Source organism: Allobosea sp. TBD101 (assembly GCF_059817965.1).
The window spans coordinates 2,772,151-2,793,563 of record NZ_CM187543.1 but is presented as its reverse complement, the minus strand read 5'-3'; the positions used below and the strand labels follow the sequence as shown (position 1 = coordinate 2,793,563).

Sequence of the window (21,413 nt, the reverse complement as noted above, 5' to 3'; positions counted from 1 at the left end):
TGTCGCTTTTCGGGCGGGCGGAAGCGCGCGGTCAGGCGCGGGGCCTGACCCGGGAGCGCAACCGGATCGACGAGATCGCGCAGGTTACGCTGGCCGATCATCACGATTCCCGGTTGCTGCGGCGCATTCCGGGAATCGGACCGATCAACGCTCTGACAATCCTGGCCGAGGCCGGAGACCTGCGGCGGTTCGGCCATTACCGCCAGTTCCTGAAGTTCTGCGGACTCGACCTCGCGACCTACCAATCCGGCACCTTCCGCGGTCGGACCAAGCTTTTGAAGTAGGGCAATGCCCGCCTGCGCCGAACGTTCTGGATGGCGGCGCAGGTCGCCGCACGCCAATGTGACAACAGCTTCCGCGATAAGCTCGGCCGCTATATTGCCGGTCACGCGGACGATGCCGATCGCCGTCGCAAGGCGATGACCGCGCTCACCGCCAAGATGGCGCGGGCGGCGCATGCCGTCGCCAAGACGGGAACAGAATACCGACCGTTTCTGTAGCGGTCGGGCGCCAGGTGGAAGGCCCCCTCTCTGCAAGAGCCGTGAGGGCGCCAAAGGCGACCCTGTAGACAATGTTCGGGCCTTCCACCTGGGTGCGCATCTCGTCTTGAGGACGGTGAGGGCCACGGCCGCGTCAGCGCCGCTGGATCCTGTGTTTGCTATGGCTGGGAGCGATCCCGTTGACGGTGGAAACCATCTGGATCAGCTTGCTGCCAACGTCGGCGATCTGCCGGCGCGATGAGACCCGCTGGCCAAAGCCTAAAGCTGCTTCACGACATAGGACGTTATCGCTGACCACGACGAGCGCGAGGACGGAAGCCCCAACGCAAACGCTTGACCTTCCTATTATGGGAAGGCCCAACATTACCGCAGCTCATCAATGCGTATGCGGAGAATGGTCATGACCGACACCCCGACCAGTAAGGGCCATGGCCATCATCATGACCATCGCGCCCCTGGGGGCCATGGCCATGAACACGCCGGGGAAGCCGGGAAGGTAAAGGACCCGGTCTGCGGGATGACGGTCGACCCGCACGCAACCGCGCACCGGGCGCAATACGAGGGCAAGCCGTATTACTTCTGCTCCTCCGGCTGCCAGTCAAAATTCATGGTGGAGCCCGCCAAATACGTCGAGCCAGCGGCGGCCCGGAAGGCGGAACCCGTGCCGGAAGGCACGATCTACACCTGCCCGATGCATCCCCAGATCAGACAGGTGGGACCCGGTTCCTGCCCGATCTGCGGGATGGCGCTCGAACCCGTGCTCGCGACGGCGGAGACCGGCCCCAGCCATGAACTGATCGACATGACGCGCCGGTTCTGGATTGGACTCGCGCTCTCCCTGCCCGTGATCGTGCTGGAAATGGGCGGGCACCTGACGGGTCTGGGCCACTACGTCGGCCAGCAGACCTCGAACTGGGTCCAGATGCTGCTCGCGACTCCTGTCGTGCTGTGGGCCGGCTGGCCGTTCTTCGAGCGTGGCTGGCAGTCGCTGGTTTCGCGCAACCTCAACATGTTCACGCTCATCGCCATGGGGACGGGCGTGGCCTGGGTCTACAGCATGGTGGCGACGCTGGCGCCCGGGATCTTCCCGGCCGCGTTCCGAGGCCATGACGGTTCGGTGGCCGTGTACTTCGAAGCGGCCTCCGTCATCACGGTTCTCGTCCTGCTTGGGCAGGTCCTCGAGTTGCGGGCGCGGGAGAGCACCAGCGGGGCCATTCGCGCGCTGCTCGACCTCGCGCCCAAGACGGCCCGCAGGATCATGCCTGACGGCACCGAGCAGGAGGTCCAGCTCGACACCGTGCAGGTCGGTGACCGTCTGCGGGTGCGGCCGGGCGAGAAGGTCCCGGTCGACGGCGTCGTTGTCGAGGGGCGCAGCGCGGCCGACGAGTCGATGGTCACGGGCGAGTCGATGCCAGTCACCAAGGAGGTCGGCGTCGCGGCCATCGGGGGCACGATGAACCAGTCCGGCGGCCTCGTGATCGAGGCGCAGAAGGTTGGGCACGACACGATGCTGTCGCGGATCGTCCAACTGGTGGCGGAGGCCCAGCGCAGCCGCGCCCCGATCCAGCGATTGGCCGATCACGTCTCGGGCTACTTCGTGCCCGCGGTCATCGGCGTGGCGGCGCTCGCCTTCATTGCATGGGCCTTCTGGGGTCCCGAGCCGCGGCTCTCCTACGGCCTCGTCGCGGCCGTGGCGGTGCTCATCATCGCCTGTCCCTGCGCGCTCGGTCTCGCCACGCCGATGTCGATCATGGTCGGGGTCGGCCGCGGCGCCCAGGCGGGCGTTCTCATCAAGAACGCCGAGGCCTTGGAACACATGGAGAAGGTCGACACCCTCGTGGTCGACAAGACCGGAACCCTCACGGAGGGCAAGCCATCCGTGATTGCCGTGGTTCCAGCTCCGGGCTTTGACGAAGCCGAAATCCTGCGCCTGGCAGCCAGCGTGGAGCGGGCGAGCGAGCATCCGTTGGCGTTGGCCATCGTCGCGGCCGCCGACAAGCAGGGCATCGCCACCGCGCCGGTCGCCGATTTCGACTCACCCACCGGCAAGGGAGCGCTGGGTACCGTCGAGGGGCGACGCGTCGTGCTCGGCAACGCGGCCTTCCTGACCGAGCATGGCATCGTCCCCGATCGCCTGGCAGAGCAAGCGGACAGGTTGCGCGAGGACGGCGCCACGGTGATCTTCGCCGGAATCGGTGGAACGGTGGCGGGTGCCATCGCCATTGCCGATCCGGTCAAGAGTTCGACGCCGGAGGCGCTCGCCGGGCTCAGGGCGGAAGGCATCCGGGTCGTGATGCTCACCGGCGACAACTGGACGACCGCGAAGGCGGTTGCCAGGCGGCTCGGTATCGACGAGGTCGAGGCCGAGGTCCTGCCCGACCAGAAGAGCGCCGTGGTCCAGCGTTACAAGGCGGAGGGCAGAGTGGTCGCCATGGCGGGCGACGGCGTCAACGACGCGCCGGCGCTGGCGGCGGCGGATGTCGGCATCGCCATGGGCACGGGCACCGACGTGGCGATGGAAAGTGCTGGCGTGACCCTGCTGAAAGGCGACCTCACCGGAATCGTGCGGGCGCGACGGCTGTCGCAGGCCGTAATGCGCAACATCCGCCAGAACCTGTTCTTCGCCTTCATCTACAATGCGCTCGGCGTGCCGGTGGCGGCGGGAGTGCTCTTCCCGTTCTTCGGGATCCTGCTGTCGCCGATCATCGCGGCGGCCGCGATGGCACTGTCCTCGGTCAGCGTGATCGGCAACGCGATCCGCCTGCGCACCGTACGCCTGTAGTTCCCGGACCGGGCAGTTCTATCGAGAGCCGCTCGGTCCGTCCGACTGTTTGATGCAGCGCAAGGTTTCGGTCCGCCAGCCGGGTAGACTTTTTGCAATGAAGAGGCGTCGCAAAAAAGCTCTGTCTCCGTTGATGGCCATGCTCCTCGCGGTCGCCGCGATGGTTCTCGTGGTCGGTCGTATGGCGACGCCTGCCTTTTCGGCGCCCGGTCCTGCCACGCACCTGTCCTTGGTCATGGAGCATGGGCACGTCGACCCGGCGGCGGCCTCCATCCATCACGGCCGAAACGCGGATCAAGACAACGCCGAGGGAACGGCGGGCGGCCCCTCTTGCGACCAGGCTTGTCTCGGCGCTTCCTCGAGCTGCCTCGTCGTGCCCCCGGCGATGATCCGTGCCGGTGCCCCTTTCCCAGGATGGCCCGAAGCCGTCTGCCTCCAGCCGGGGAATGACTTGATGCTGACCGGGGCAATCCCGGAGGTGCGTTTCAAACCGCCAAAATCCATCGCGTAACCCAACCGAATCCCGACCCCGCCGCTTCCGTGATGTCGCGGCCTGCGTGGGCACCGGGCCCCTGTTCAATTCGAATTCGGAAGGACAATGCGATGTTCGCACGCAGAACCCAGATTGCACTCGCCCTCGTCACATCCCTTGGCGCCGCCGGCGCCCGGGCCGACACGATCGTCGTCGCCAACGAGAACGGGCAGAGCCTCTCCATCATCGACTCCCAGACCTCGAAAACCACTACGGCGGCGATTCCGATCTCGCCGCACAACGTCGACGTCACCGCCGATGGCCGCCTCATCCTGGCGACCGGTATGCCTGCGGCACAGTCCGGCAGCCATGCGGCTCACGGTTCCGCGGGCGGGCAGCTCATTCTCATGGACGTCTCTGGCGACGCGCCCGGCGCGCCGCAGGTCGTGGCCGTTGGAGGACATCCGGCGCATGTCGTTCCCGACGCACAGGGGCATTTCGCCTACCTGACCGACGCCGAAACCAACTCGGTGGTAGTGGTCGATATCCCGGGGCGTAGGGTAACCGGTCGCATCCCCGTGCAGAACTACCCGCATGGACTGCGCCTATCGCCGGACGGCAACCTGCTCGCGGTCGCCAACATGAAGAGCGACACGGTCTCGTTGGTGGATACGCGCAATCCGGAGAAGGCCATGCATATCTCCGTCGGAAAGCGGCCGGTCCAGGTCGCGTTCGACCGGAGCGGCCGCATCCTCGTGGTCTCGCTCAACGGCGAGGACAAGGTCGCCATCATCGACGTCGACGCTCGCAAGCTGCTGCGGAAGGCCTCCGTCGGAAACGGACCCGTGCAGGTCTACGTTACGCCGGACGGCAAGGCCGCCCTGGTCGCGAACCAGGGCTCGGCGGCGAAGCCGGACAACCGGGTGTCGGTCGTCGCGCTCGAGGACGGCAAGCTGATCCGGAACGTGACGGTCGGCAAGGGAGCGCACGGCATCGTCATCGCTCGCGACGGTCGCACGGCCTACGTCACGAACACCTACGCGAACACCATCTCCGCGATCGATCTCGGCAGCCTCTCGGCCGGGAAGGCCTATCCGGTGGGCAAGGGGCCGAACGGCATCGCCGCCCGCTAGGTGCCAGGAAGCGGGAGCAGACCGGGTGGGCGGAACGAGCCTTGCCGGTACCCCGCTTGATTTCGCTCAAGGCACCGTTCGCCAGCAACGTCCAAGATCGGCCCGCTCCGCACCGGGAGAGATCGACATGCCCACCACACCGACTCCTGCCCCCGAGTCGCCACGAACCTGGCGGACCCTGCTGATCAACACGCCTCTGGGTTGGGTCTGCTCGCTCGCGTTGGCCACTCTCGGCATCTACCTCCTCGCGAACCACGGCGTTCATATCGTGACCGCACTGCCCTACCTCCTGCTGCTGGCCTGCCCCCTGATGCATCTGTTCATGCACGGCGGCCACGGCCACCACGACAAGCGGGGGTGACCGCCCAAGGCCGGGCCGGCTGCGGCCCGGCTGAGAACATTGGGGACCCTTGCAGCCCCGGGACCAATGGCTGCGCCCGACGCAACCTGATCGGCGCGGCCTGCGGCCATTCCGCGAAAGCTGCGCCGACGCCGTTCTTACCCTTTTTGACCGCTCAAAGGAGACACTGCCATGAAGATGTCCGTTCTCGCGACTGTCCTGGTTACCCTTGCCGGGCCCGCGCTGGCCCAGGCGCCGACTTCCAGTGACCCGCACCATCCAGGTAATGCCCCCAAGGCGCAGGCCCAATCCACGGCGCCAGCAAAACCTCAGGCGATGCCCGGCCAATCCGGAATGCCAATGCCCATGGGCCAGATGATGCAGGGTCAAGGCATGCCCGGCGGCAGCCGAGGGATGATGGGCCAGTTCTCGACCGAGGATATGAGTGCCTTCGCCGAAGCCCACATCGCGTCCATCCATGCCGGGCTGAAGCTGACCGCCGGCCAGGAAAAGCTATGGCCTTCGGTCGAAACCGCGCTCCGGAACCTGGCGACCCTTCACCTCAGCCATATGCAGGCCAATCGCCAGACGGGAGGCATGACGGCAAACGATCCGGTGAACATGCTGCGCACCATGGCCGATCATATGAGCCAGGGATCCGACGCCATGCGCAAGCTCGCGGACGCTGCCGCGCCGCTCCACGCGACCCTCGACGAGGCCCAGAAGCGGCGGCTGCCGGCACTCGTCCGGATGGGCAGCCGAGGCATGATGGCGCAAGGCATGATGGGGCGGGGAATGATGGGACCCGGCGGTGCCATGATGCCCGGTGGATCCGATGGTGCTGACGACGACACCCCGAACAAGCACTGATGCGCCACCCCGGATGGAGCCAGGCTCGCAACGAGGTCAACCCTGCTCCGAACCAATGAAAGCGGGCGGACACGGGGTTGTCCGCCTTCGCAAGGGCGCCCTCGCAATGTACGTGCCGTCGCGACATCGGCGCGTCGTGATGAATCGCCGCTTGACCTTGCCATCATGGTAAGGTGCAGGCTGTTCTCATCGTCGATGAGAAACGGAGACCATTCCATGTGCGGATGCAACAACCACTCCTCCCGGCCGGACCAGGCGGCCGAACGTGATCCGAATGCCCTGACCTTGCGGGTCGAGGACATGACCTGCGGTCACTGCGCTGGCACGATCAAGAACGCGATCGAGACGGGACTGCCCGGCACGCAGGTCGAAGCCGATCCGGCTTCCAAGTTGGTGTCCGTCCGCGGGAGCAGCGACCTGGCATCCATCAAGGCTCTCGTCGCCAAGGCCGGCTATACCCCGGTCGCAGCCTGAAGGAGATGCTCATGCTCACCCGCCGCCGCTTCCTCGCCGTTCTCGGAACCTCTGGCGCCGCGATGATGGCCGGACGAGCCTTTGCGCAGGCCACCCTGCCGAAGGTGACCGTGACCAAGGATCCGAACTGCGGCTGTTGCGGCGGCTGGGTGGAGCACATGAAGGCCGCAGGCTTCCCCGTCGAGGTCATCACATCCTCGGACGTCGACCAGGTGAAGCTCCGCCTCGGCGTGCCGGGCGACCTTGCCTCCTGCCATACGGCAGAGGTGTCCGGTTACGTCGTCGAAGGTCATGTGCCGGCTGACGCCGTCAAGCGCCTCCTGGCCGAGAAGCCGCAGGCTCGGGGCCTCGCCGTTCCGGGAATGCCGATGGGTTCTCCCGGCATGGAGGTCGCCGGCAAGGCGCCGGACAGCTACGAGGTCGTCCTGTTCGGATCTTCGGGCCGGACCAGCTTCGCGCGCTACCGCGGCGTACACCGCGTCTGATCCCGGAACGCCATTTGCTCGAGGCCCTGGCGAACCATTGCCGCGTCGATTTCGGCAGGCTGACGGCAGCCGCGACCGTGAACTTCGGCGAACGCCGGTATACGATCGGCGACCAGATCCTGACGCGGGACACCCTGAGCCGGAAGAGGCTGCGGGTTTACCCGAGCTTGTTGCCTTCGAAGCCCAGATCGGCCCACCGGATCTCGGTGACCGAGCATGCCCAGGCCTTCGACTCGAAGGCTGGCGATAGCTTTTCGCAGAATGGGCGATCGAACGCGGCATTGTGCGCGATGACGAGGTCGGCGGGTTCGACCAGAGCATCGAGCGCCGCGATATCGATGCCGTGACCGGAGACCATCTCATCCGTGATGCCCGTCAGCCGCGTTATCTCCGCGGGGATCGGAGCGGATGGCTGGCGCAGGCCGCTATTGACACCGACAACATCCCCGATCACGCCCGCATCGTCGTAGGTGAAGCTCACCGCGCCGATCTCGATGATCTCGTCCCGGGTATGCAAGAGGCCGGTGGTCTCGGTGTCCACCAACACCGCGAGGTTCGGGAACGCGCTCTTCTCCCGCGGGACGATCGGGCGAGGCATTAGCTTTCGCAGCACCCTGAAGTAGCCAGGGGCATCGTCGAACAGGTCAATCTGGATTGCTGCGATCTTCATGCGGCGACCCTAGCCGTTTTCTTCGTCGCCAACTGCCAGCAGTAGTCTCCGGCCGCAAATTGGAAGCGAACCCGCGACGCATCCTTGGAAGCCAAAACTGGTGGGCAGGGCTCAACCAAGGTGTGATGCACCAGGTTGAGCCCGCTGTCGATTTAGATCATCCGCTTGATCTCGGCATAGGCGCCGTTGGTCTTCAGCGTGATCGTCACGTCCTTGGAGCCGCGATTGCGCCAGAACCAGCCATGAGCGCCGTCACCCTCAGCCGTCAGAACGCCCTCGTCGCTGGCGGCACCACGTCCCTGCTTGTAGCTCTTCTCCTTGCCGCCGCCGGCCGGAGTGCCGTGCATGTCGTAGTTCACGACGCCACCGTCGGTCGCCCAGGAGAAGTTCACCTTGGCGCCTGCCTTCATCGTCAGCTTGTACTCGACACCTTCGCTGGGCTTCAGGGTGATGACTGTTTCGTCCTTGCGCCCGGCCGCCTGAGCGACAACCAGCCGCTCACCTGCCTGGGCTGGTGAGACGAACAGGGTCGCCAGCACGTTGCCGATCAGGCTGGAACGCTGATCCGGAGCCGGACGAGCTGGCTGCTCAACCGCGCCCGTCGAATCCTTCTGGCGATCGCGCTCGGCTTCCTCGGCGAGCTGGGTCTTGATCTCGCCCATCTCGGTCAACTTCAGCATCCGGCCGACCCCGGTCGGGTCGATGGCGTACTCGGCCGGGAGCACGATGGTGACGAGGATGCCAGCCGCGGCGACGAAGGCGATGGCGGTGGAGCGCAGGAGCTGGGCCGAGGTGGGCAGTTCCGCGCGGGTCGGGATGTCAGTGTTGTACATGGGTGCGAACCTCAAGCTTGCGAGATGAAATAGCCGGTGAGCTGGTAGCCGATCAGCACGAACCCAGCGGTGAGCATGACGGTGTTGGCGGCGTAGGCATGGCGCCAGAAGCTGTTGGTGCGGCGCCAGAAGCCCATCGCGATCAGGATCATCGCCAGGGCGGTGAGCTGCCCGATTTCGACGCCGACATTGAAGGCGAGGAGGTTCGGGACGAGGCCGTCCGGCGAGATCTTGTATTCGAGTATCTTGGTCGACAGGCCGAAGCCGTGGAACAGGCCGAAGATCAGAGTCGCGACCTTCGTGTTCGGCTGGAAGCCGAGCCAGCGCTGGAAGGCGCCCATGTTGTCGAGCGCCTTGTAGACGACCGACAGGCCGATGATCGCGTCGATGATGTAGCTGTTGATCCCGACGTTGAAATAGACGCCGAGCAGCATCGTGGTCGAGTGGCCGATCGCGAACAGGCTGACATAGATCGCGATGTGCTTCAGCCGGTAGAGGAAGAAGATCACTCCGAACAGGAACAGGATGTGGTCGTATCCCGTCACCATGTGCTTCGCGCCGAGGTAGACGAAGGGGATGATGTTCACCCCCGTGATCTCCTGGATGTAGCCCTTGTCGCCTTCAGCGACGGCGTGGGCGAGTGCTGCGTTCAGGCCGATCAGCCCAAACATCGCAGCAAGCAGGACTATGAACAGAGCGCGCAGCTTGCGACGCCCCGTCAATGAGGATCGTTTCATGTGATTTCCGAGATGTGTCGTGAGGGAACGCCGCCTTGGGCGGCGCGCTTTCAAGCGACGAAGGATCTCGGCGGTCGATCGAGGCCGTGGCGCAGGCCCAGCTCGGTATCTTGCGGCTCATGCCGCATCATGGTGCCGACGAAACGCGGCATCCCGAGCCGAGGCTGAGCGACCAGATTGGCGGTCTCGTGAACATGGTCGGAGGTGTTGTGGCCGTGAACATGTCCCGGGACGCGTTCGTCCGGCTCGCCCTCGTCATGCGAATGCCCGTGCTCGGCAATCGTCGCGGCGAGTTCGGCGTGGCGCTGGGCTTCGGCCTGGGCCATCGCATAGGCGTTGTGGCCCGACTGGACGTGGACCGCGGACAGCAGCATCGCGAACACCGCCAGGAAGGCGGCCGCGAGGCTCGATCTGATTCTGATGCTGCGACGCGGCATGACGAAAAGCTAGGGACACCATTCTTAACGAAAGTTTGACGTGATGAACTAAAGGCACCGAATCGCGCTTTGACTCATCCTATCCAGGGGGATACCATCAGCCATGTCCGAAAGCCACCTGCACGAGAGCCATCCCGAGATCGCCAAGCGCCTGAAGCGGGCGGAGGGCCATCTGCGCAAGGTCATCGAAATGATCGAAGCCGGCCGGCCGTGCCTTGAGCTCGCGCAGCAGCTTCACGCGGTCGAGAAGGCCATCGGGCAGGCCAAGAAGAACCTGATCCAGGACCATCTCGATCACTGCCTTGAAGACGTCGTCGGTCCTCTCGCACGCGAACAGCGCCGCTCGATCGACGAGTTCAAGGAGATCGCCAAGTACCTATGAGAACGTGATGCCGTCCTTCGCCGACCTGATCCAACAGAGTGCCTCTCACGCCTGGCTGTTCATCCCGAGCGCGATCCTGCTCGGAGCGCTGCATGGCCTGGAGCCCGGCCACTCCAAGACGATGATGGCCGCGTTCATCGTCGCGATCCGTGGAACAGTGACGCAGGCCGTACTCCTCGGCCTGGCGGCGACGGTCTCCCATACGCTCGTGGTCTGGGGCATCGCGATCGGCGGCATGTTCCTCTGGCAGGGCGTCGCCCCGGAAACGTTCGAGCCCTATCTCCAGATCACCTCTGCGGTGATCATCGTCGGCATGGCTCTTTGGATGCTCTGGCGCACCTGGGGAGACCAGCAGCGCGCCGGGCTGGCTTCGGGACATAGCCATGGCGGCCACGGGGGCCACAGCCACGGAGGACATGGCGGGCATAGTCACGGCGGGCATTCGCACGGCCCCGCAACGGCAGCCGCGCATTCTCACCATGGCCACGAGGCCGATATCCGTCGCATCGACACCGGGCATGGCGTCATCGCCGTCGAGGTCTTCGAGGATGGCGTCCCGCCGCGCTGGCGCATTCGTACCGAGCGGGGCCATGCCTGGGCAGCCAAGGACGTCGGCATCGTCACCGAGCGGCCGGACGGCTCGCGTCAGGCCTTCACCTTCGAGAGGCGTTCCGGGCTCCTCGAATCCGTGCAGGAAATCCCCGAACCCCACGAGTTCATGGCGCGGGTCAGCCTCGGCCATGGCGACCACACCCATGATTACGATCTCTCCTTCGTCGAGGATCACGCCCATGGCCACGACCACATGCATGAGGAACTGCGTGGGCTCGATGTCGCGACCGATGGCTACCAGGACGCCCACGAGCTGGCGCATGCCAACGACATCCGTCGCCGCTTCGCCGATCGCAACGTCACGACCTGGCAGATCGTCCTGTTCGGCCTGACCGGCGGCCTGATCCCGTGCCCGGCTGCGATCACCGTGCTGCTGCTCTGTCTCCAGCTCAAGGAGTTCACGCTCGGCTTCACGCTGGTATTGTGCTTCTCGATCGGTCTCGCGATCACGCTCGTCTCCGTCGGCGCGGCGGCCGCGCTGAGCGTCCGTCACGCGACGAAGCGCTGGTCCTGGTTCTCGACCTTCGCGCGACGTGCGCCCTACTTCTCCGGAATCCTGCTGATCGGCGTCGGCCTCTATGTCGGCATCCACGGCTGGATGGGGCTCTCCTCCCAGGCAACGCGTGCGGCCCAGGTTGCTCTAGTCCTGCCGCTGGGCGGCTGATCAGAACCGCATCGGACGATCATGCTCGACGTTCTTTCCAACCGAACCTACCGGCACCTGTTCCTTGCGCAGATCATCGCGCTGCTCGGGACAGGTCTTCTGACCGTCGCGCTCGGGCTGCTCGCCTTCGAACTTGCCGGCGACAAGGCGGGAGCGGTGCTCGGGACTGCGCTGGCGATCAAGATGGTCGCCTATGTCACGGTCGCGCCCGTGGTCGGCGCTTACGCTGCGCAATTGCCGCGGCGCGCCTTCCTGATCGCGATGGACTTGGTGCGGGCCGCCATTGCCTTGCTGCTGCCCTTCGTCTCCGAGGTCTGGCAGATCTATGTCCTGATCTTCCTGCTGCAATCGGCCTCGGCGGCCTTCACGCCGACCTTCCAGGCGACGATCCCCGACGTGCTGCCGGAGGAGGCCGACTATACCCGGGCCCTATCGCTCTCGCGCCTGGCTTATGATCTCGAAAGCCTCATCAGCCCAGCGCTCGCCGCCCTCCTGCTCAGCCTTATCAGCTTTCACTGGCTGTTCTCGGGCACCGTCGTCGGCTTCCTCTGCTCAGCGGCCCTCGTGCTGTCGGTTTCGTTGCCCATGTCGCCAGCCGTTCAACGTGAGGGCAGCATCTACGACAAGACGACGCGCGGCATGCGCATCTATCTCGCGACGCCGCGCCTCCGCGGCCTGCTTGCCTTGAACATGGCGGCGGCGGCCGGCGGCGCGCTGGTGATCGTCAACACCGTGGTGATAGTGAAGGGTTGGCTTGGGCTCGGCGATGGGCAAGTTGCGATGGCGCTTGCCTGCTTCGGGGGCGGCTCGATGCTTGCGGCGCTGGTCCTGCCGCGCCTTCTCGACAAGCTTCCCGACCGGCGCGTCATGCTGGTCGCGGCCTGCTGGCTCGGCCTCGTGCTCACGCTCTTCGGTGCGGCCTTGTTCACCGCCTCCTGGACGGATGTCGCGACCACAACAACGGTCGCCGGAACCTGGATCTGGCCCTTGCTCCTGGTGGCCTGGCTGCTGCTGGGCATCGGGTATTCAGCGGTACAAACGCCCTCGGGCAGGCTGCTGCGGCGTTCTGCCCAGACGGCGGATCGTCCCGCCGTGTTCGCGGCGCAGTTCGCGCTCTCGCATGCCTGCTGGCTCGTCACTTATCAGCTCGCGGGGTGGCTCGGGGCCGCGCTCCCGCTCTCCGTGACCGCGGGCATCTTCGCAGCCCTAACCTTCGCCGCACTCATCGTGGCCGCGCGTGTCTGGCCAGCGGCCGATGCCGAGAGCCTGGTCCACAGCCATGACGACCTGCCGCCCAACCACCCGCACCTCGCCGAGGCCGACGGGCATCGTCATGACCATGCCTTCGTCATCGACGATCTGCATGAGAAATGGCCTTCGCGGGCCGGTTGATCCGGGGCTCCGATGGATTGGCTGATCTCACTCCAACGCGGGCTGCACGCCGACGCGCTGGCGGCGCTGAAAGCGATGCAGGATGCAACATTATCGGTCTGCCGCCCCTCGCTGACATGGTCGCGTGTTCCGCTTCGGGTCGGCACGATCAAAGCCATCGCCGCCTGCTCCGTGGCAGGACTACTCTACGGTTTGACCAGCGGAATGGTTTGAGATCTCGGCATCGCGTTCGGCCGCTCTTCGTTTCGGAGCATGAGCTGCTCGGAGCACAGCAATGCGACGGTGCTCAACACCATTTGTGGAAATTGGCCCTGAGGCCCAGGGCGCCATCGCCTGGATTGGACGTCGACGCATGTCGTCATCTGGCATCGTTCCGACGACAGGCCTCGAAATCGACGGATCGATAGAACGACAATTATCTTGAGCTGAAATTCAAGACGGGCCCGCATGCGCCCGCAATATCGACGAATCGAACTCCTTCGCCTTCGAGCACGGATAGAACGGCATCACGAACCCGAGCCTGCGGGCGCCGAACCCCTGCTTCGAATTCCGCCAGGGTTTGCCGTCGAATTTCGGCTCGCTCGGCCAACTCAGCCTGGCCCCAACCCAGAAGGCCCCGGGCAGCGACGACGAGCGGGCCGGTAACCATATCCCCGGAAACGAATCGAACATTTTGTTCGAAATCGGCATTGAGCTCTGGCGGCCTCGAGGGCGCCTGATCGTCAGTCGGCATCAAGCCTCCTTCTCCGCCGCAGCCATTCCGAACCGCCGCGTCACCTGGCGCGGATCCATGAAGCGAGCGCCGGGAATCCCTTTCCCGGCAACGCGGAGCCTTGCCATGAATCCCATGCCATTGACGATGGCCATCAAGCAGCCCTCGACCAATCCTTTCGGACCAGCCGATCAACTTCACCACGCTCTGGATGCCAGGCTCCTGGCGGACCCTCGCGTTCGCGATTTCCAGCGCAGCCCCCGTGATGAGTTATTCCTATCTTCCTCAGTTGCTCCTCCAGGGTCCGCTATGAGGACGGTCCGGTTAATCGATCGGATTCTGGGTATTATTGCAATCCCCGGCGACTCGATCCTCCTCTCGTCACTTCGGCGAAGGCTTCACAATCATCTGCATCCATTAGAAATTCTTATCGTCAGCGAACGATGGCTTCGACGGCGGCCTCATTTCGATGGCTCCGAACTGATCGCTTCCTCCGCTCGGTACCCCGTGCCGCCGCTCTTCCGCGTCCTGATAGCAGAGCACCTGACGGAATCTGGCGGGAGTTCGTACCTCGTCGATTGTGCAGCCCGCGTTGCCGGAGTGCAGGATCCCGTTCGTGCGGTGCTTGCACTGGCCGCCGCCAAGGCCGTGACGATCGATATCACTCGTCCGATCGGCCGTTGACAGAAGTCTCCCTGCCGCCTTCACGCTGAAGGCCGCGCACCTCTATAGCCGGACGCTTCACGTCGCGGCCGTAACGTCCCGTCTCGGCGTTCATCAGTTCTCCATCGAGGACGGCCTCTGGCGCGAGTTTTCGCCCTCAGAAGGAACGACTTCGACGATGCGGATGTGAGGGCGTCTGAGATTAGGCTCTCGTTGGGCTCGGAAGAGCCCCAACCAAGATTGCACCCCATCCTCGATTTTGGGTACAGTTTTGGTCGAGCTTGGCAGCCGGGCTAGTCCTTATGTGGCGACCTTTGCTGCCAACCGGCGTTTGGAAACGAAACGGTTGCCGAGAGTCCGCCACTCTCCCTGTTCCTCAGCTCGAGTATGCTCCCGCTGAGATTCGCAAGCGCAGCTTCCGCAATCGCCAAACCCAGCCCGCTTCCGCTGTGGTTCTGTCCGCGGCCCCGATAGAAGCGCTGCCTGACCAGCGCGAGCTCATCGACGGGAATTCCTGGCCCCTCGTCCTCGACGGTGATGCTGGTCTCTGCGGCTCGGCGCCAGCGCACCTTCCCTCCAGGGGGGCTGTATCCGCACGCGTTCTCATGGAGATTGCGCAAGGCAAGCCGGAGGTTGTCGGGGTCGCCGATGATTGCGAATGCATCGAGCTCCGGATCGATCTCGACGATGAGATCGTCTCGCAAGCGCCCCTTGTCGATCTCGCGCAGCAGTGGTTCGATCGCGATGGGGATCATCACCGGTCTCGCGACATCGGCGTCGAGGCGGGCAAGCGCGAGCAACTGGCTCACGAGGCGTGCAGTACGATCAACGCCTTCGATGATCTTTCCCAGGGCCGACTGGCGCATTTCCGATTGCTCGGCAGCCCTGGCGATCTGGGCTTGCGTGCGGATCCCGGCGAGAGGTGTGCGCAATTCATGCGCGGCAAAGGCAGTGAACTCCCGTTCATGCCGCCGCGCTGCCTCCAATCGCCCGAACAAGCCGTTCAGAGCGTCGGTAACGGGGAGAACCTCGTCGATCGGCTTGCCCCGCAGCGGCATGAGATCGTCGGCAGCCCTACCCTTCAGGTCGGCAGCGATCTGCTTCAAGGGGCCAAGGCCTCGCCCAATGCTGAGCCAGATGAGTAACGCGAACAGGGGCAGCATCACCAGGGTCGGCACGACGAGACCGAGCACGAGGTCCTGAACGAGCCGGTCGCGCAAGCCGAGCCGGTCGCCGACCAGGACCCGCACGCCCTTCGCAGCATCCTCGATGGCATAGACGCGCCAGGTCTCGCCATCGAGGATGCTATCCGAGAACCCTTCCCGCTGCTCGGTCAGGCGTTCCGTTGGTGCCGTACCCGAAGCAGCGACAAGCCGACCGCTCAACGACCAGATCTGGCAAGAGAGCTGCCGCTCATAGCTGCTCGTATCAATCCTCCCGGGTGGTACCTTCGCGATCGCATTGTCCGCCATTCCTCCATCGTCGCGGACCAGCGAGGAAACCATGCGCGCGGCTTCCTGAAGGCGTGTGTCGAGGACGCGCTCCAGCTCGCGCTTCGTGCCGAGATAGATCCAGATGGTCGCAGCGAGCCAGATCACGCCGGTCGTCGCGACCAGGATGAGGAACAGCCTTGCGCGAAGCGAGGTCACGGCGTCGACCTCAGGCGATAGCCGACGCCGCGCACGGTTTCGATCACCTCGCGGCCGAGCTTCTGGCGTAGGTTATGGACGTGGACCTCGATCGCGTTGCTTTCCACGTCCTCTTGCCAGCCGTAGAGGCGTTCCTCCAACTCGGCGCGTGAGCGGATCGTCCCGGGCCGTTCGGCAAGCGCCCGGAGGATCGCAAATTCACGTCGCGTCACGTCGAGCGTTTTCCCGTCCCGCGAGACCGTGTGAATCGCCGGATCGAGGACGAAGCCGCCCGCGGCGATCGTTGAGGCCGCCCTGCCCTCGCCGCGCCGAGCGATAGCGCGCAGCCGTGCCGCGAGTTCATCGAGATCGAATGGCTTGCCCAGATAGTCATCCGCTCCGCGATCGAGCCCCGCGATTCGATCGCGTGTGTCGTCGAGTGCCGTGAGCAGGAGGACAGGCCTACGCTCGCCACCTGCCCTCAGACTCTCCAGCAGGTCGAGCCCGGAACCGTCCGGCAGCATGAGGTCGAGCACGATCACGTCAAAGGCTCCTGCGGCCAAGGCATGCCTGCCATCGGCGCATGAACCGACAACCTCCGCGCTGATGCCATGGATCTTCAGGCCCACACTGAGGCCGTCGGCAAGGATGGGGTCGTCTTCGACGATCAGAACGCGCATGTCATTCCCTCGACGCCGGATTTCTCCCTCCAGCTTAAGGCTGCCTTAAGCTGGCGAAGCTCGATGGCCGCATCGTTCCCGCATGGGAATCGCAGATTGCCCGCGACGGCGGGAACTGCTCAGGCTGTACATCGAAGAGAGCGCGAAGCCATGCATCACGATCGTCGCACCATTCTGGGAGGACTTGTCCTCGCCGCGGCGGGCCTCCCTGGCCTGGCTTCAGCTCAGGAAGGGCAGATTGACGCAAACGCCATCCTCAATGATCCGGACGCGCCCGTTGGCGGCAATCCGGAAGGCGACGTCACCATCGTCGCCTTCCTCGATTACAACTGCCCGTTCTGCAAGACATCGGCTGTCGAGCTCGCCCGGGTCATGAAGGAGGACGGCAAGATTCGGCTCGTCTACAAGGACTGGCCGGTCATCGCCGAAACCTCGGTCTATGCCGCCCAGCTTGCTCTCGCGGCGACCTACCAGGGCGGATATCAGAAAGCGCATGACGCGCTGATGGCGACCCGGGGAAAGCTGAGCAAGGAGCAGATCTCGGCGGCGATCAAGGGGGCCGGGCTCGATCTCGCACGCCTTCAGGCCGACCTCGATGCCCACGGCGACAAGATTCTCGCGCTGCTCAAGCGCACCATGGCTCAGGCCGACTCCCTCGGGCTGCAAGGAACGCCGACCTATCTCGTCGGACCGTTCCGTACCTCGACGCTGGATTACAAGGGCTTCAAGCAGGTCGTATCCGACGCCCGCAAGAAGCAGGCTGGCCAGTAGGGGCGACGGAAATGGCTTCTACCTTGCCGATCCGCGGTGCCGCGGTCGTAATGCTCGCTGCGTTGGTCGCCGGTTGCACGACCATGGCCCAACGGCCTGAGCCGCCGCCCGCGCCGCGATTCAGCGCCCTTGACGTCGAGCGCTATGGTGAGGTCGATGGCGAACCATTTCATGTTCCGGCCGTCTCGCTGGAGGATCTTCAGCCACGGAATCTGCGTCAGCTCGTCGAGTATCGGACGAAGGAAGCGCCGGGCACCATCGTCGTCGATCCGAAGCATCGGTTCCTTTATCTCGTGCAGGAAGGCGGGAAAGCTTTGCGCTACGGGGTGGGCGTCGGCCGCGAGGGACTGGCCTGGTCCGGATCGGCCAATGTCGCGACCAAGCGCGCGTGGCCGAACTGGACGCCGACTCCCGACATGATCCGGCGCGAGCCCGGCAAATATGCGAAATGGGCTGGCGGGATGAGCGGCGGCGCGGATAATCCGCTCGGTGCCCGGGCGCTGTATCTATTCAGGGATGGCCGCGACACCCTGTATCGCATCCACGGCACCAACGAGCCCGAGACGATCGGCCACGCCGTCTCGTCGGGCTGCATTCGCATGATGAACCAGGACGTGATCGACCTCTATCGACGCGTCTCGGCAGGCGCGAAGGTCGTGGTCCTACCGGGTTGATCGCCCAGCGGCGGGTGGCATGCATCTGATGTGTCGAGCGCGGCTCCGCGCTTTCCTACCTCCCTGCCATAGGTCCCGGGTTCTGACGAACGAAGGCATGGGGGCTTTTCCCCATCTCCCCTCGAAACGCGAAGATGAAGGCGGAGGGAGAGCCGTAGCCCAGTTCCATAGCGACGCTGGTCACGGACATTCCGCTGCTCAACAGTTCGATCGCGCGGAAGACACGCAGTCGGCGCCTCCACGAGCGCAGCGGCGCGTCAACTTCCGCTTCGAAGCGTCGGGTCAGCGTCCGAACCGACATGCCCAGTTCCCGGGCCCAGTCATCGGCGCTCCGCTCGTCGTTCGGGTCGAGGAAGAGCGCTTCGCAGATCTTGATCAGCGCTTCGCTGCGGGGCCACGGAAGAGCGCTCGGTAATTTTGGTGCGCGGCGGAGTTGGTCGAGGATGAGCGCCACGACGCGGCCTCCATATCCATCGACATCCTCTTGATCGCAGATTTCGGCAGCTTCGACGATCAATGCCTTCAGGAGAGGCGTTACGGACAGAACCGACGGCCCGATGGGAAGGTCCTTCCCGAAATTGTCCGCGATCCACAGACTCCGAAATTCCGCACCGAGCAGCGAGCCAACCCGATGCGCGACACCGGTCGGCAGCCAGGCGGCTTGCTCCGGCGAGGTGATGAATGTTCGCCCGGCCGTCGAAATCGTGAGCACGCCGTCGATCGCATAGACGAGCTGATGCCAATCGTGGGCGTGCTCGGGAAAGTAATGGCGCGCGGGAATCGACTGCGCCCGAATGGTCAGGGGGCGCGGCGGGCGAGCACTTGGCGGGGCGGAAACCGTCAACCAGGACATCTACGAGCCCAATATGTCCGATACTCGATGCATTATGGCAAAGCGTCGAAAGTTCGCCAAGAGCGCTTCTGCTATGGGCTATGAACCCAAACACGAACGGAGCGGAACATCGCTATGGCCCATGTCGACAGCCGCGGCCTCGCCATTTCGACCAACTCCGCGGAAGCGGCACGCTTCTACCGCGAAGGTATCGACCTTCTTCTCTCCGCCTGGCCGCGCGCCGTGGAGACATTGCAGCAGACCCTCTTGGCTGACCCCGATTTCGCGCTCGCCCATGCGGCGCTGGCGCGCGCCTATGCGATCCGCGTCCAACCCGCCGACGCAAAGACCTCGATCGCCAAGGCATCCGACCTCGTCGCACGCAACGGCACGCCCCGGGAGCGCAGTCACGTCGCAACCTTGGCCTTCGCCGTGACGGGGCAAGCGGCCAATGCCCTTTCCGCGGCGTTGGCCCACATCGACAAATGGCCGCGTGACGTCGTGATCATGTCGTTGCCGCTCGGAGCCTTCGGCCTGTTCGCATTCTCCGGCATGGCCGATCACGACCAGGCTCGTGTCGACCTGTGCGAGCGCTATGCCGATCATTTCGAATCCGATGACTGGTGGTTCCTGACCTATCGCGGCTGGTCGCATGCCGAGAACGGCGCCGTGAGGCTCGGCCGCGATCTCGCTCAGCGGAGCCTGGATCTTCGGCCTGCCAACGCCAACGGTGCCCATGCCCTCTCGCATGCGATGTTCGAGGACGGCGCGGGGGCGGAAGCCGAGCGACTGCTTACTCAATGGCTGCCGACCTATGACCGTTCAGGGATCCTGCACGGTCACATCGCCTGGCACGAAGCGCTCTCGGCGCTGGAACGCGGAGATGCAGCACGTGCCCTGGCGGTCTACGAGGAACACGTCCAGCCTGCGGTCTCACTCGGAACGCCGATCAACATCATGACCGACACGGTCTCGCTGCTCTGGCGCATCCGCACTTATGGGCATGAGGTCCCGGCCGGGTTGTGGGAGACGGCGCGGACTTACGCAGACACGAAATTCCCCAAGCCCGGCCTCGCGTTCGCCGACGCTCATCTCGGCCTTCTGTCCGCTGCAATGGGCGACAGGATCGCGGCGGGCGAACGCATCGAAGCGCTGACGAAGCTGGTCGAGGAAGGGGCGATGGCCGCGGGTCCGATCGTTCCAGCCATCTGCCGGGCTGCGCTAGCCTTCGCCGAAGGTGACTATGCCGGCTGCGCCCGGATTCTCGAGCCGATGGCCGGCGATGTCGCGCGGATCGGCGGCAGCGGCGCCCAGCGCGAAATCATCGAAGACACCTTGCTGCTGGCGCTGATCCGCAGCGGCGAAGCCACGAAAGCCCGCGCACTTCTCGACGAACGCCTCCATCGGCGCCCGTCACCGCGTGACACACTCTGGAAGAGCCAGATCGCAGCATGACCACGATCACTGCATCGAACGAACCCGGGCAGGCTGAAACCCTGCGCCGGGAACGCTGGAACGTTCTCAGGCTGGCCATCTGCCAGGCCCTGGCAGGAGCCAACTCGACCGTCGTCTACGCGACCGGAGCCGTCGTCGGAGACATGCTGGCGCCGAGCAAGGCGCTCGCAACGATGCCGATCTCGATCTTCGTCGTCGGCATGGCTCTTTGCACGCTGCCGGCTGGTGCGGTCGCGCAGCGCCATGGCCGCAGGGCAGCCTTCATGCTGGGAACCGGTTGCGGCGTGCTGGCAGGCCTGCTCGGTGCGCTGGCGGTTTACTACGCAGCCTTCTGGGTCTTCTGCGCCGCAACCTTCTTCGGCGGGGTCTACGCTGCGGTGGTGCTGTCGTTTCGCTTCGCGGCCGCCGACTGCGCCGCGCCTGCCCGGCGGCCCCGGGCTCTGTCGGCCGTAATGGCCGGCGGAGTCTTCGCCGGTGTGATCGGCCCCCAGCTCGTCACGCACACGATGTATCTGTGGGCGCCCCATCTTTTTGCCGCGACCTATGTCGGACAGGCGGCGGTGGCCGCGATCTCCGCCTTCATCCTTCTCGGCGTGAAGCTGCCCATGCCGACCGCAGCAGAGCGTGCCGGAGGCAGACCGCTGGGCGTTATCGTCCGCCAGCCACGCTTCATCCTTGCGATCATCTGCGGGGTCGTTTCCTACCTGCTGATGAACTTCCTGATGACGGCGGCACCCTTGGCGATGAAGTTCTGCGGCCTGTCTCAGGAATCGGCCAATCTCGGGCTGCAATGGCATGTCATCGCCATGTACGGCCCTAGCTTCTGGACGGGGCGACTGATCACGCGCTTCGGTGCCGCGAAGGTCGTCGCCGCCGGGCTTATCCTGACAGGCGCTTCGTCAGCAGTCGGCCTGCTCGGAATCGATGTCGCGCATTTCTGGGCGACGCTGATCCTGCTGGGTCTCGGCTGGAACTTCGGCTTTGTCGGCGCGTCCGCCATGGTGTTCGAATGCCATCGGCCGGAAGAGAAGGCACGCGTGCAGTCCTTCAACGACTTCGCCGTGTTCGGCACAATGGCGGTCGGCTCGTTCCTGTCCGGCGGATTGCTGTCTTCCTTCGGCTGGAACACGGTTCTCTGGCTTTCGTTCGCGCCGCTGCTGACCGCCGTCCTAGCTTTGGTGGCGGGTCGGCACACAGCGACCCGGCGCGGCTGAT

General features: G+C 64.9%; 23 protein-coding genes and 2 pseudogenes. 17 read left to right on the top strand and 8 right to left on the bottom strand.

The annotated features are described in order from the left end of the window. Positions 1–29: 29 nt before the first annotated feature. The 8 genes and pseudogenes from AC6RIC_RS13740 to AC6RIC_RS13705 all read left to right on the top strand — a co-directional run. Positions 30–568, top strand: a pseudogene (locus tag AC6RIC_RS13740) (transposase); the annotation flags it as partial. A gap of 326 nt (positions 569–894) precedes the next feature. After that, positions 895–3,282: a heavy metal translocating P-type ATPase gene (locus tag AC6RIC_RS13735; RefSeq protein ID WP_499736596.1), complete on the top strand. Its 2,388-nt coding sequence runs from the start codon at positions 895–897 to the stop codon at positions 3,280–3,282. A 52-nt stretch (positions 3,283–3,334) separates the two neighbouring features. Next, positions 3,335–3,793, top strand: coding sequence for a hypothetical protein (locus AC6RIC_RS13730; RefSeq protein WP_499732735.1), 459 nt, complete (start codon positions 3,335–3,337; stop codon positions 3,791–3,793). Positions 3,794–3,885: 92 nt separating this feature from the next. Further along, positions 3,886–4,887 (top strand): YVTN family beta-propeller repeat protein, encoded by a 1,002-nt coding sequence (locus AC6RIC_RS13725; protein ID WP_499732734.1) that lies wholly within the window; start codon positions 3,886–3,888, stop codon positions 4,885–4,887. A gap of 127 nt (positions 4,888–5,014) precedes the next feature. After that, positions 5,015–5,248, top strand: coding sequence for a DUF2933 domain-containing protein (locus AC6RIC_RS13720; protein WP_454656791.1), 234 nt, complete (start codon positions 5,015–5,017; stop codon positions 5,246–5,248). Positions 5,249–5,419: 171 nt separating this feature from the next. Continuing rightward, positions 5,420–6,097 (top strand): Spy/CpxP family protein refolding chaperone, encoded by a 678-nt coding sequence (locus tag AC6RIC_RS13715; protein ID WP_499732733.1) that lies wholly within the window; start codon positions 5,420–5,422, stop codon positions 6,095–6,097. 216 nt (positions 6,098–6,313) lie between these two features. Further along, on the top strand, positions 6,314–6,571 hold the full coding sequence (locus tag AC6RIC_RS13710; protein WP_047579395.1) for a heavy-metal-associated domain-containing protein: 258 nt from the start codon (positions 6,314–6,316) through the stop codon (positions 6,569–6,571). Between the two features lie 5 nt (positions 6,572–6,576). Further along, positions 6,577–7,056 (top strand): DUF411 domain-containing protein, encoded by a 480-nt coding sequence (locus tag AC6RIC_RS13705; RefSeq protein WP_499732732.1) that lies wholly within the window; start codon positions 6,577–6,579, stop codon positions 7,054–7,056. Positions 7,057–7,216: 160 nt separating this feature from the next. Here the strand turns inward: AC6RIC_RS13705 and AC6RIC_RS13700 are convergent. The 4 genes and pseudogenes from AC6RIC_RS13700 to AC6RIC_RS13685 form a co-directional block, all read right to left on the bottom strand. After that, a pseudogene (locus AC6RIC_RS13700) lies at positions 7,217–7,690 on the bottom strand (3'-5' exonuclease); the annotation flags it as partial. Positions 7,691–7,878: 188 nt separating this feature from the next. Then, the gene (locus tag AC6RIC_RS13695; protein WP_499732731.1) at positions 7,879–8,559 is read right to left on the bottom strand and encodes a transmembrane anchor protein; all 681 of its coding nucleotides are present in this window, start codon (positions 8,557–8,559) and stop codon (positions 7,879–7,881) included. Between the two features lie 11 nt (positions 8,560–8,570). Continuing rightward, positions 8,571–9,296, bottom strand: coding sequence for a HupE/UreJ family protein (locus AC6RIC_RS13690; RefSeq protein ID WP_499732730.1), 726 nt, complete (start codon positions 9,294–9,296; stop codon positions 8,571–8,573). Between the two features lie 50 nt (positions 9,297–9,346). After that, the gene (locus AC6RIC_RS13685; RefSeq protein WP_499732729.1) at positions 9,347–9,670 is read right to left on the bottom strand and encodes a hypothetical protein; all 324 of its coding nucleotides are present in this window, start codon (positions 9,668–9,670) and stop codon (positions 9,347–9,349) included. 166 nt (positions 9,671–9,836) lie between these two features. Between AC6RIC_RS13685 and AC6RIC_RS13680 the strand changes: the two genes are divergently transcribed. From AC6RIC_RS13680 to AC6RIC_RS13665, 4 genes are read left to right on the top strand one after another with little or no spacing between them, the layout of a single operon-like run. Next, positions 9,837–10,115 carry a metal-sensing transcriptional repressor gene (locus AC6RIC_RS13680; protein WP_499732728.1) on the top strand — a complete coding sequence of 93 codons (279 nt, stop codon included), beginning with the start codon at positions 9,837–9,839 and terminating at the stop codon, positions 10,113–10,115. 7 nt (positions 10,116–10,122) lie between these two features. Continuing rightward, the gene (locus AC6RIC_RS13675; protein WP_499732727.1) at positions 10,123–11,391 is read left to right on the top strand and encodes a nickel/cobalt efflux transporter; all 1,269 of its coding nucleotides are present in this window, start codon (positions 10,123–10,125) and stop codon (positions 11,389–11,391) included. Positions 11,392–11,412: 21 nt separating this feature from the next. Next, positions 11,413–12,783 (top strand): MFS transporter, encoded by a 1,371-nt coding sequence (locus AC6RIC_RS13670; protein ID WP_499732726.1) that lies wholly within the window; start codon positions 11,413–11,415, stop codon positions 12,781–12,783. A 12-nt stretch (positions 12,784–12,795) separates the two neighbouring features. Continuing rightward, a complete protein-coding gene (locus AC6RIC_RS13665; protein WP_499732725.1) occupies positions 12,796–12,996 on the top strand; it encodes a hypothetical protein in 201 nt (66 codons plus the stop codon). Positions 12,997–13,198: 202 nt separating this feature from the next. On the opposite strand, the gene AC6RIC_RS13660 is transcribed toward AC6RIC_RS13665, so the two are convergent. Then, a complete protein-coding gene (locus AC6RIC_RS13660) occupies positions 13,199–13,432 on the bottom strand; it encodes a helix-turn-helix transcriptional regulator (RefSeq protein WP_499736595.1) in 234 nt (77 codons plus the stop codon). On the opposite strand from AC6RIC_RS13660, the gene AC6RIC_RS13655 reads away from it, so the two are divergent. Then, positions 13,343–14,179, top strand: coding sequence for a hypothetical protein (locus AC6RIC_RS13655; protein ID WP_499736670.1), 837 nt, complete (start codon positions 13,343–13,345; stop codon positions 14,177–14,179). The two genes, AC6RIC_RS13660 and AC6RIC_RS13655, sit on opposite strands and share 90 nt — an antisense overlap. A 272-nt stretch (positions 14,180–14,451) precedes the next feature. Here AC6RIC_RS13655 and AC6RIC_RS13650 read toward each other — a convergent pair whose 3' ends face one another. Together AC6RIC_RS13650 and AC6RIC_RS13645 are read right to left on the bottom strand one after the other, a co-directional pair. Further along, positions 14,452–15,807: an ATP-binding protein gene (locus AC6RIC_RS13650; RefSeq protein ID WP_499732724.1), complete on the bottom strand. Its 1,356-nt coding sequence runs from the start codon at positions 15,805–15,807 to the stop codon at positions 14,452–14,454. Then, the gene (locus AC6RIC_RS13645) at positions 15,804–16,466 is read right to left on the bottom strand and encodes a response regulator (protein WP_499732723.1); all 663 of its coding nucleotides are present in this window, start codon (positions 16,464–16,466) and stop codon (positions 15,804–15,806) included. The genes AC6RIC_RS13650 and AC6RIC_RS13645 overlap by 4 nt, the downstream gene beginning before the upstream one ends. 63 nt (positions 16,467–16,529) lie before the next feature. Between AC6RIC_RS13645 and AC6RIC_RS13640 the strand changes: the two genes are divergently transcribed. Further along, entirely contained in the window at positions 16,530–17,237 is a 708-nt protein-coding gene (locus tag AC6RIC_RS13640; protein WP_454656776.1) for a DsbA family protein, read from the top strand. Between the two features lie 83 nt (positions 17,238–17,320). Continuing rightward, a complete protein-coding gene (locus AC6RIC_RS13635) occupies positions 17,321–17,911 on the top strand; it encodes a L,D-transpeptidase (protein WP_499732722.1) in 591 nt (196 codons plus the stop codon). Between the two features lie 55 nt (positions 17,912–17,966). Here AC6RIC_RS13635 and AC6RIC_RS13630 read toward each other — a convergent pair whose 3' ends face one another. After that, positions 17,967–18,764: an AraC family transcriptional regulator gene (locus AC6RIC_RS13630; protein WP_499732721.1), complete on the bottom strand. Its 798-nt coding sequence runs from the start codon at positions 18,762–18,764 to the stop codon at positions 17,967–17,969. Positions 18,765–18,878: 114 nt separating this feature from the next. On the opposite strand from AC6RIC_RS13630, the gene AC6RIC_RS13625 reads away from it, so the two are divergent. Both AC6RIC_RS13625 and AC6RIC_RS13620 read left to right on the top strand, forming a co-directional pair. Beyond that, positions 18,879–20,198, top strand: a complete 1,320-nt coding sequence (locus tag AC6RIC_RS13625; RefSeq protein ID WP_499732720.1) for a tetratricopeptide repeat protein — start codon at positions 18,879–18,881, stop codon at positions 20,196–20,198. Further along, a complete protein-coding gene (locus AC6RIC_RS13620) occupies positions 20,195–21,412 on the top strand; it encodes an MFS transporter (RefSeq protein ID WP_499732719.1) in 1,218 nt (405 codons plus the stop codon). Before AC6RIC_RS13625 ends, AC6RIC_RS13620 begins: the two co-directional genes overlap by 4 nt. The last annotated feature ends 1 nt before the right edge of the window (position 21,413 follow it).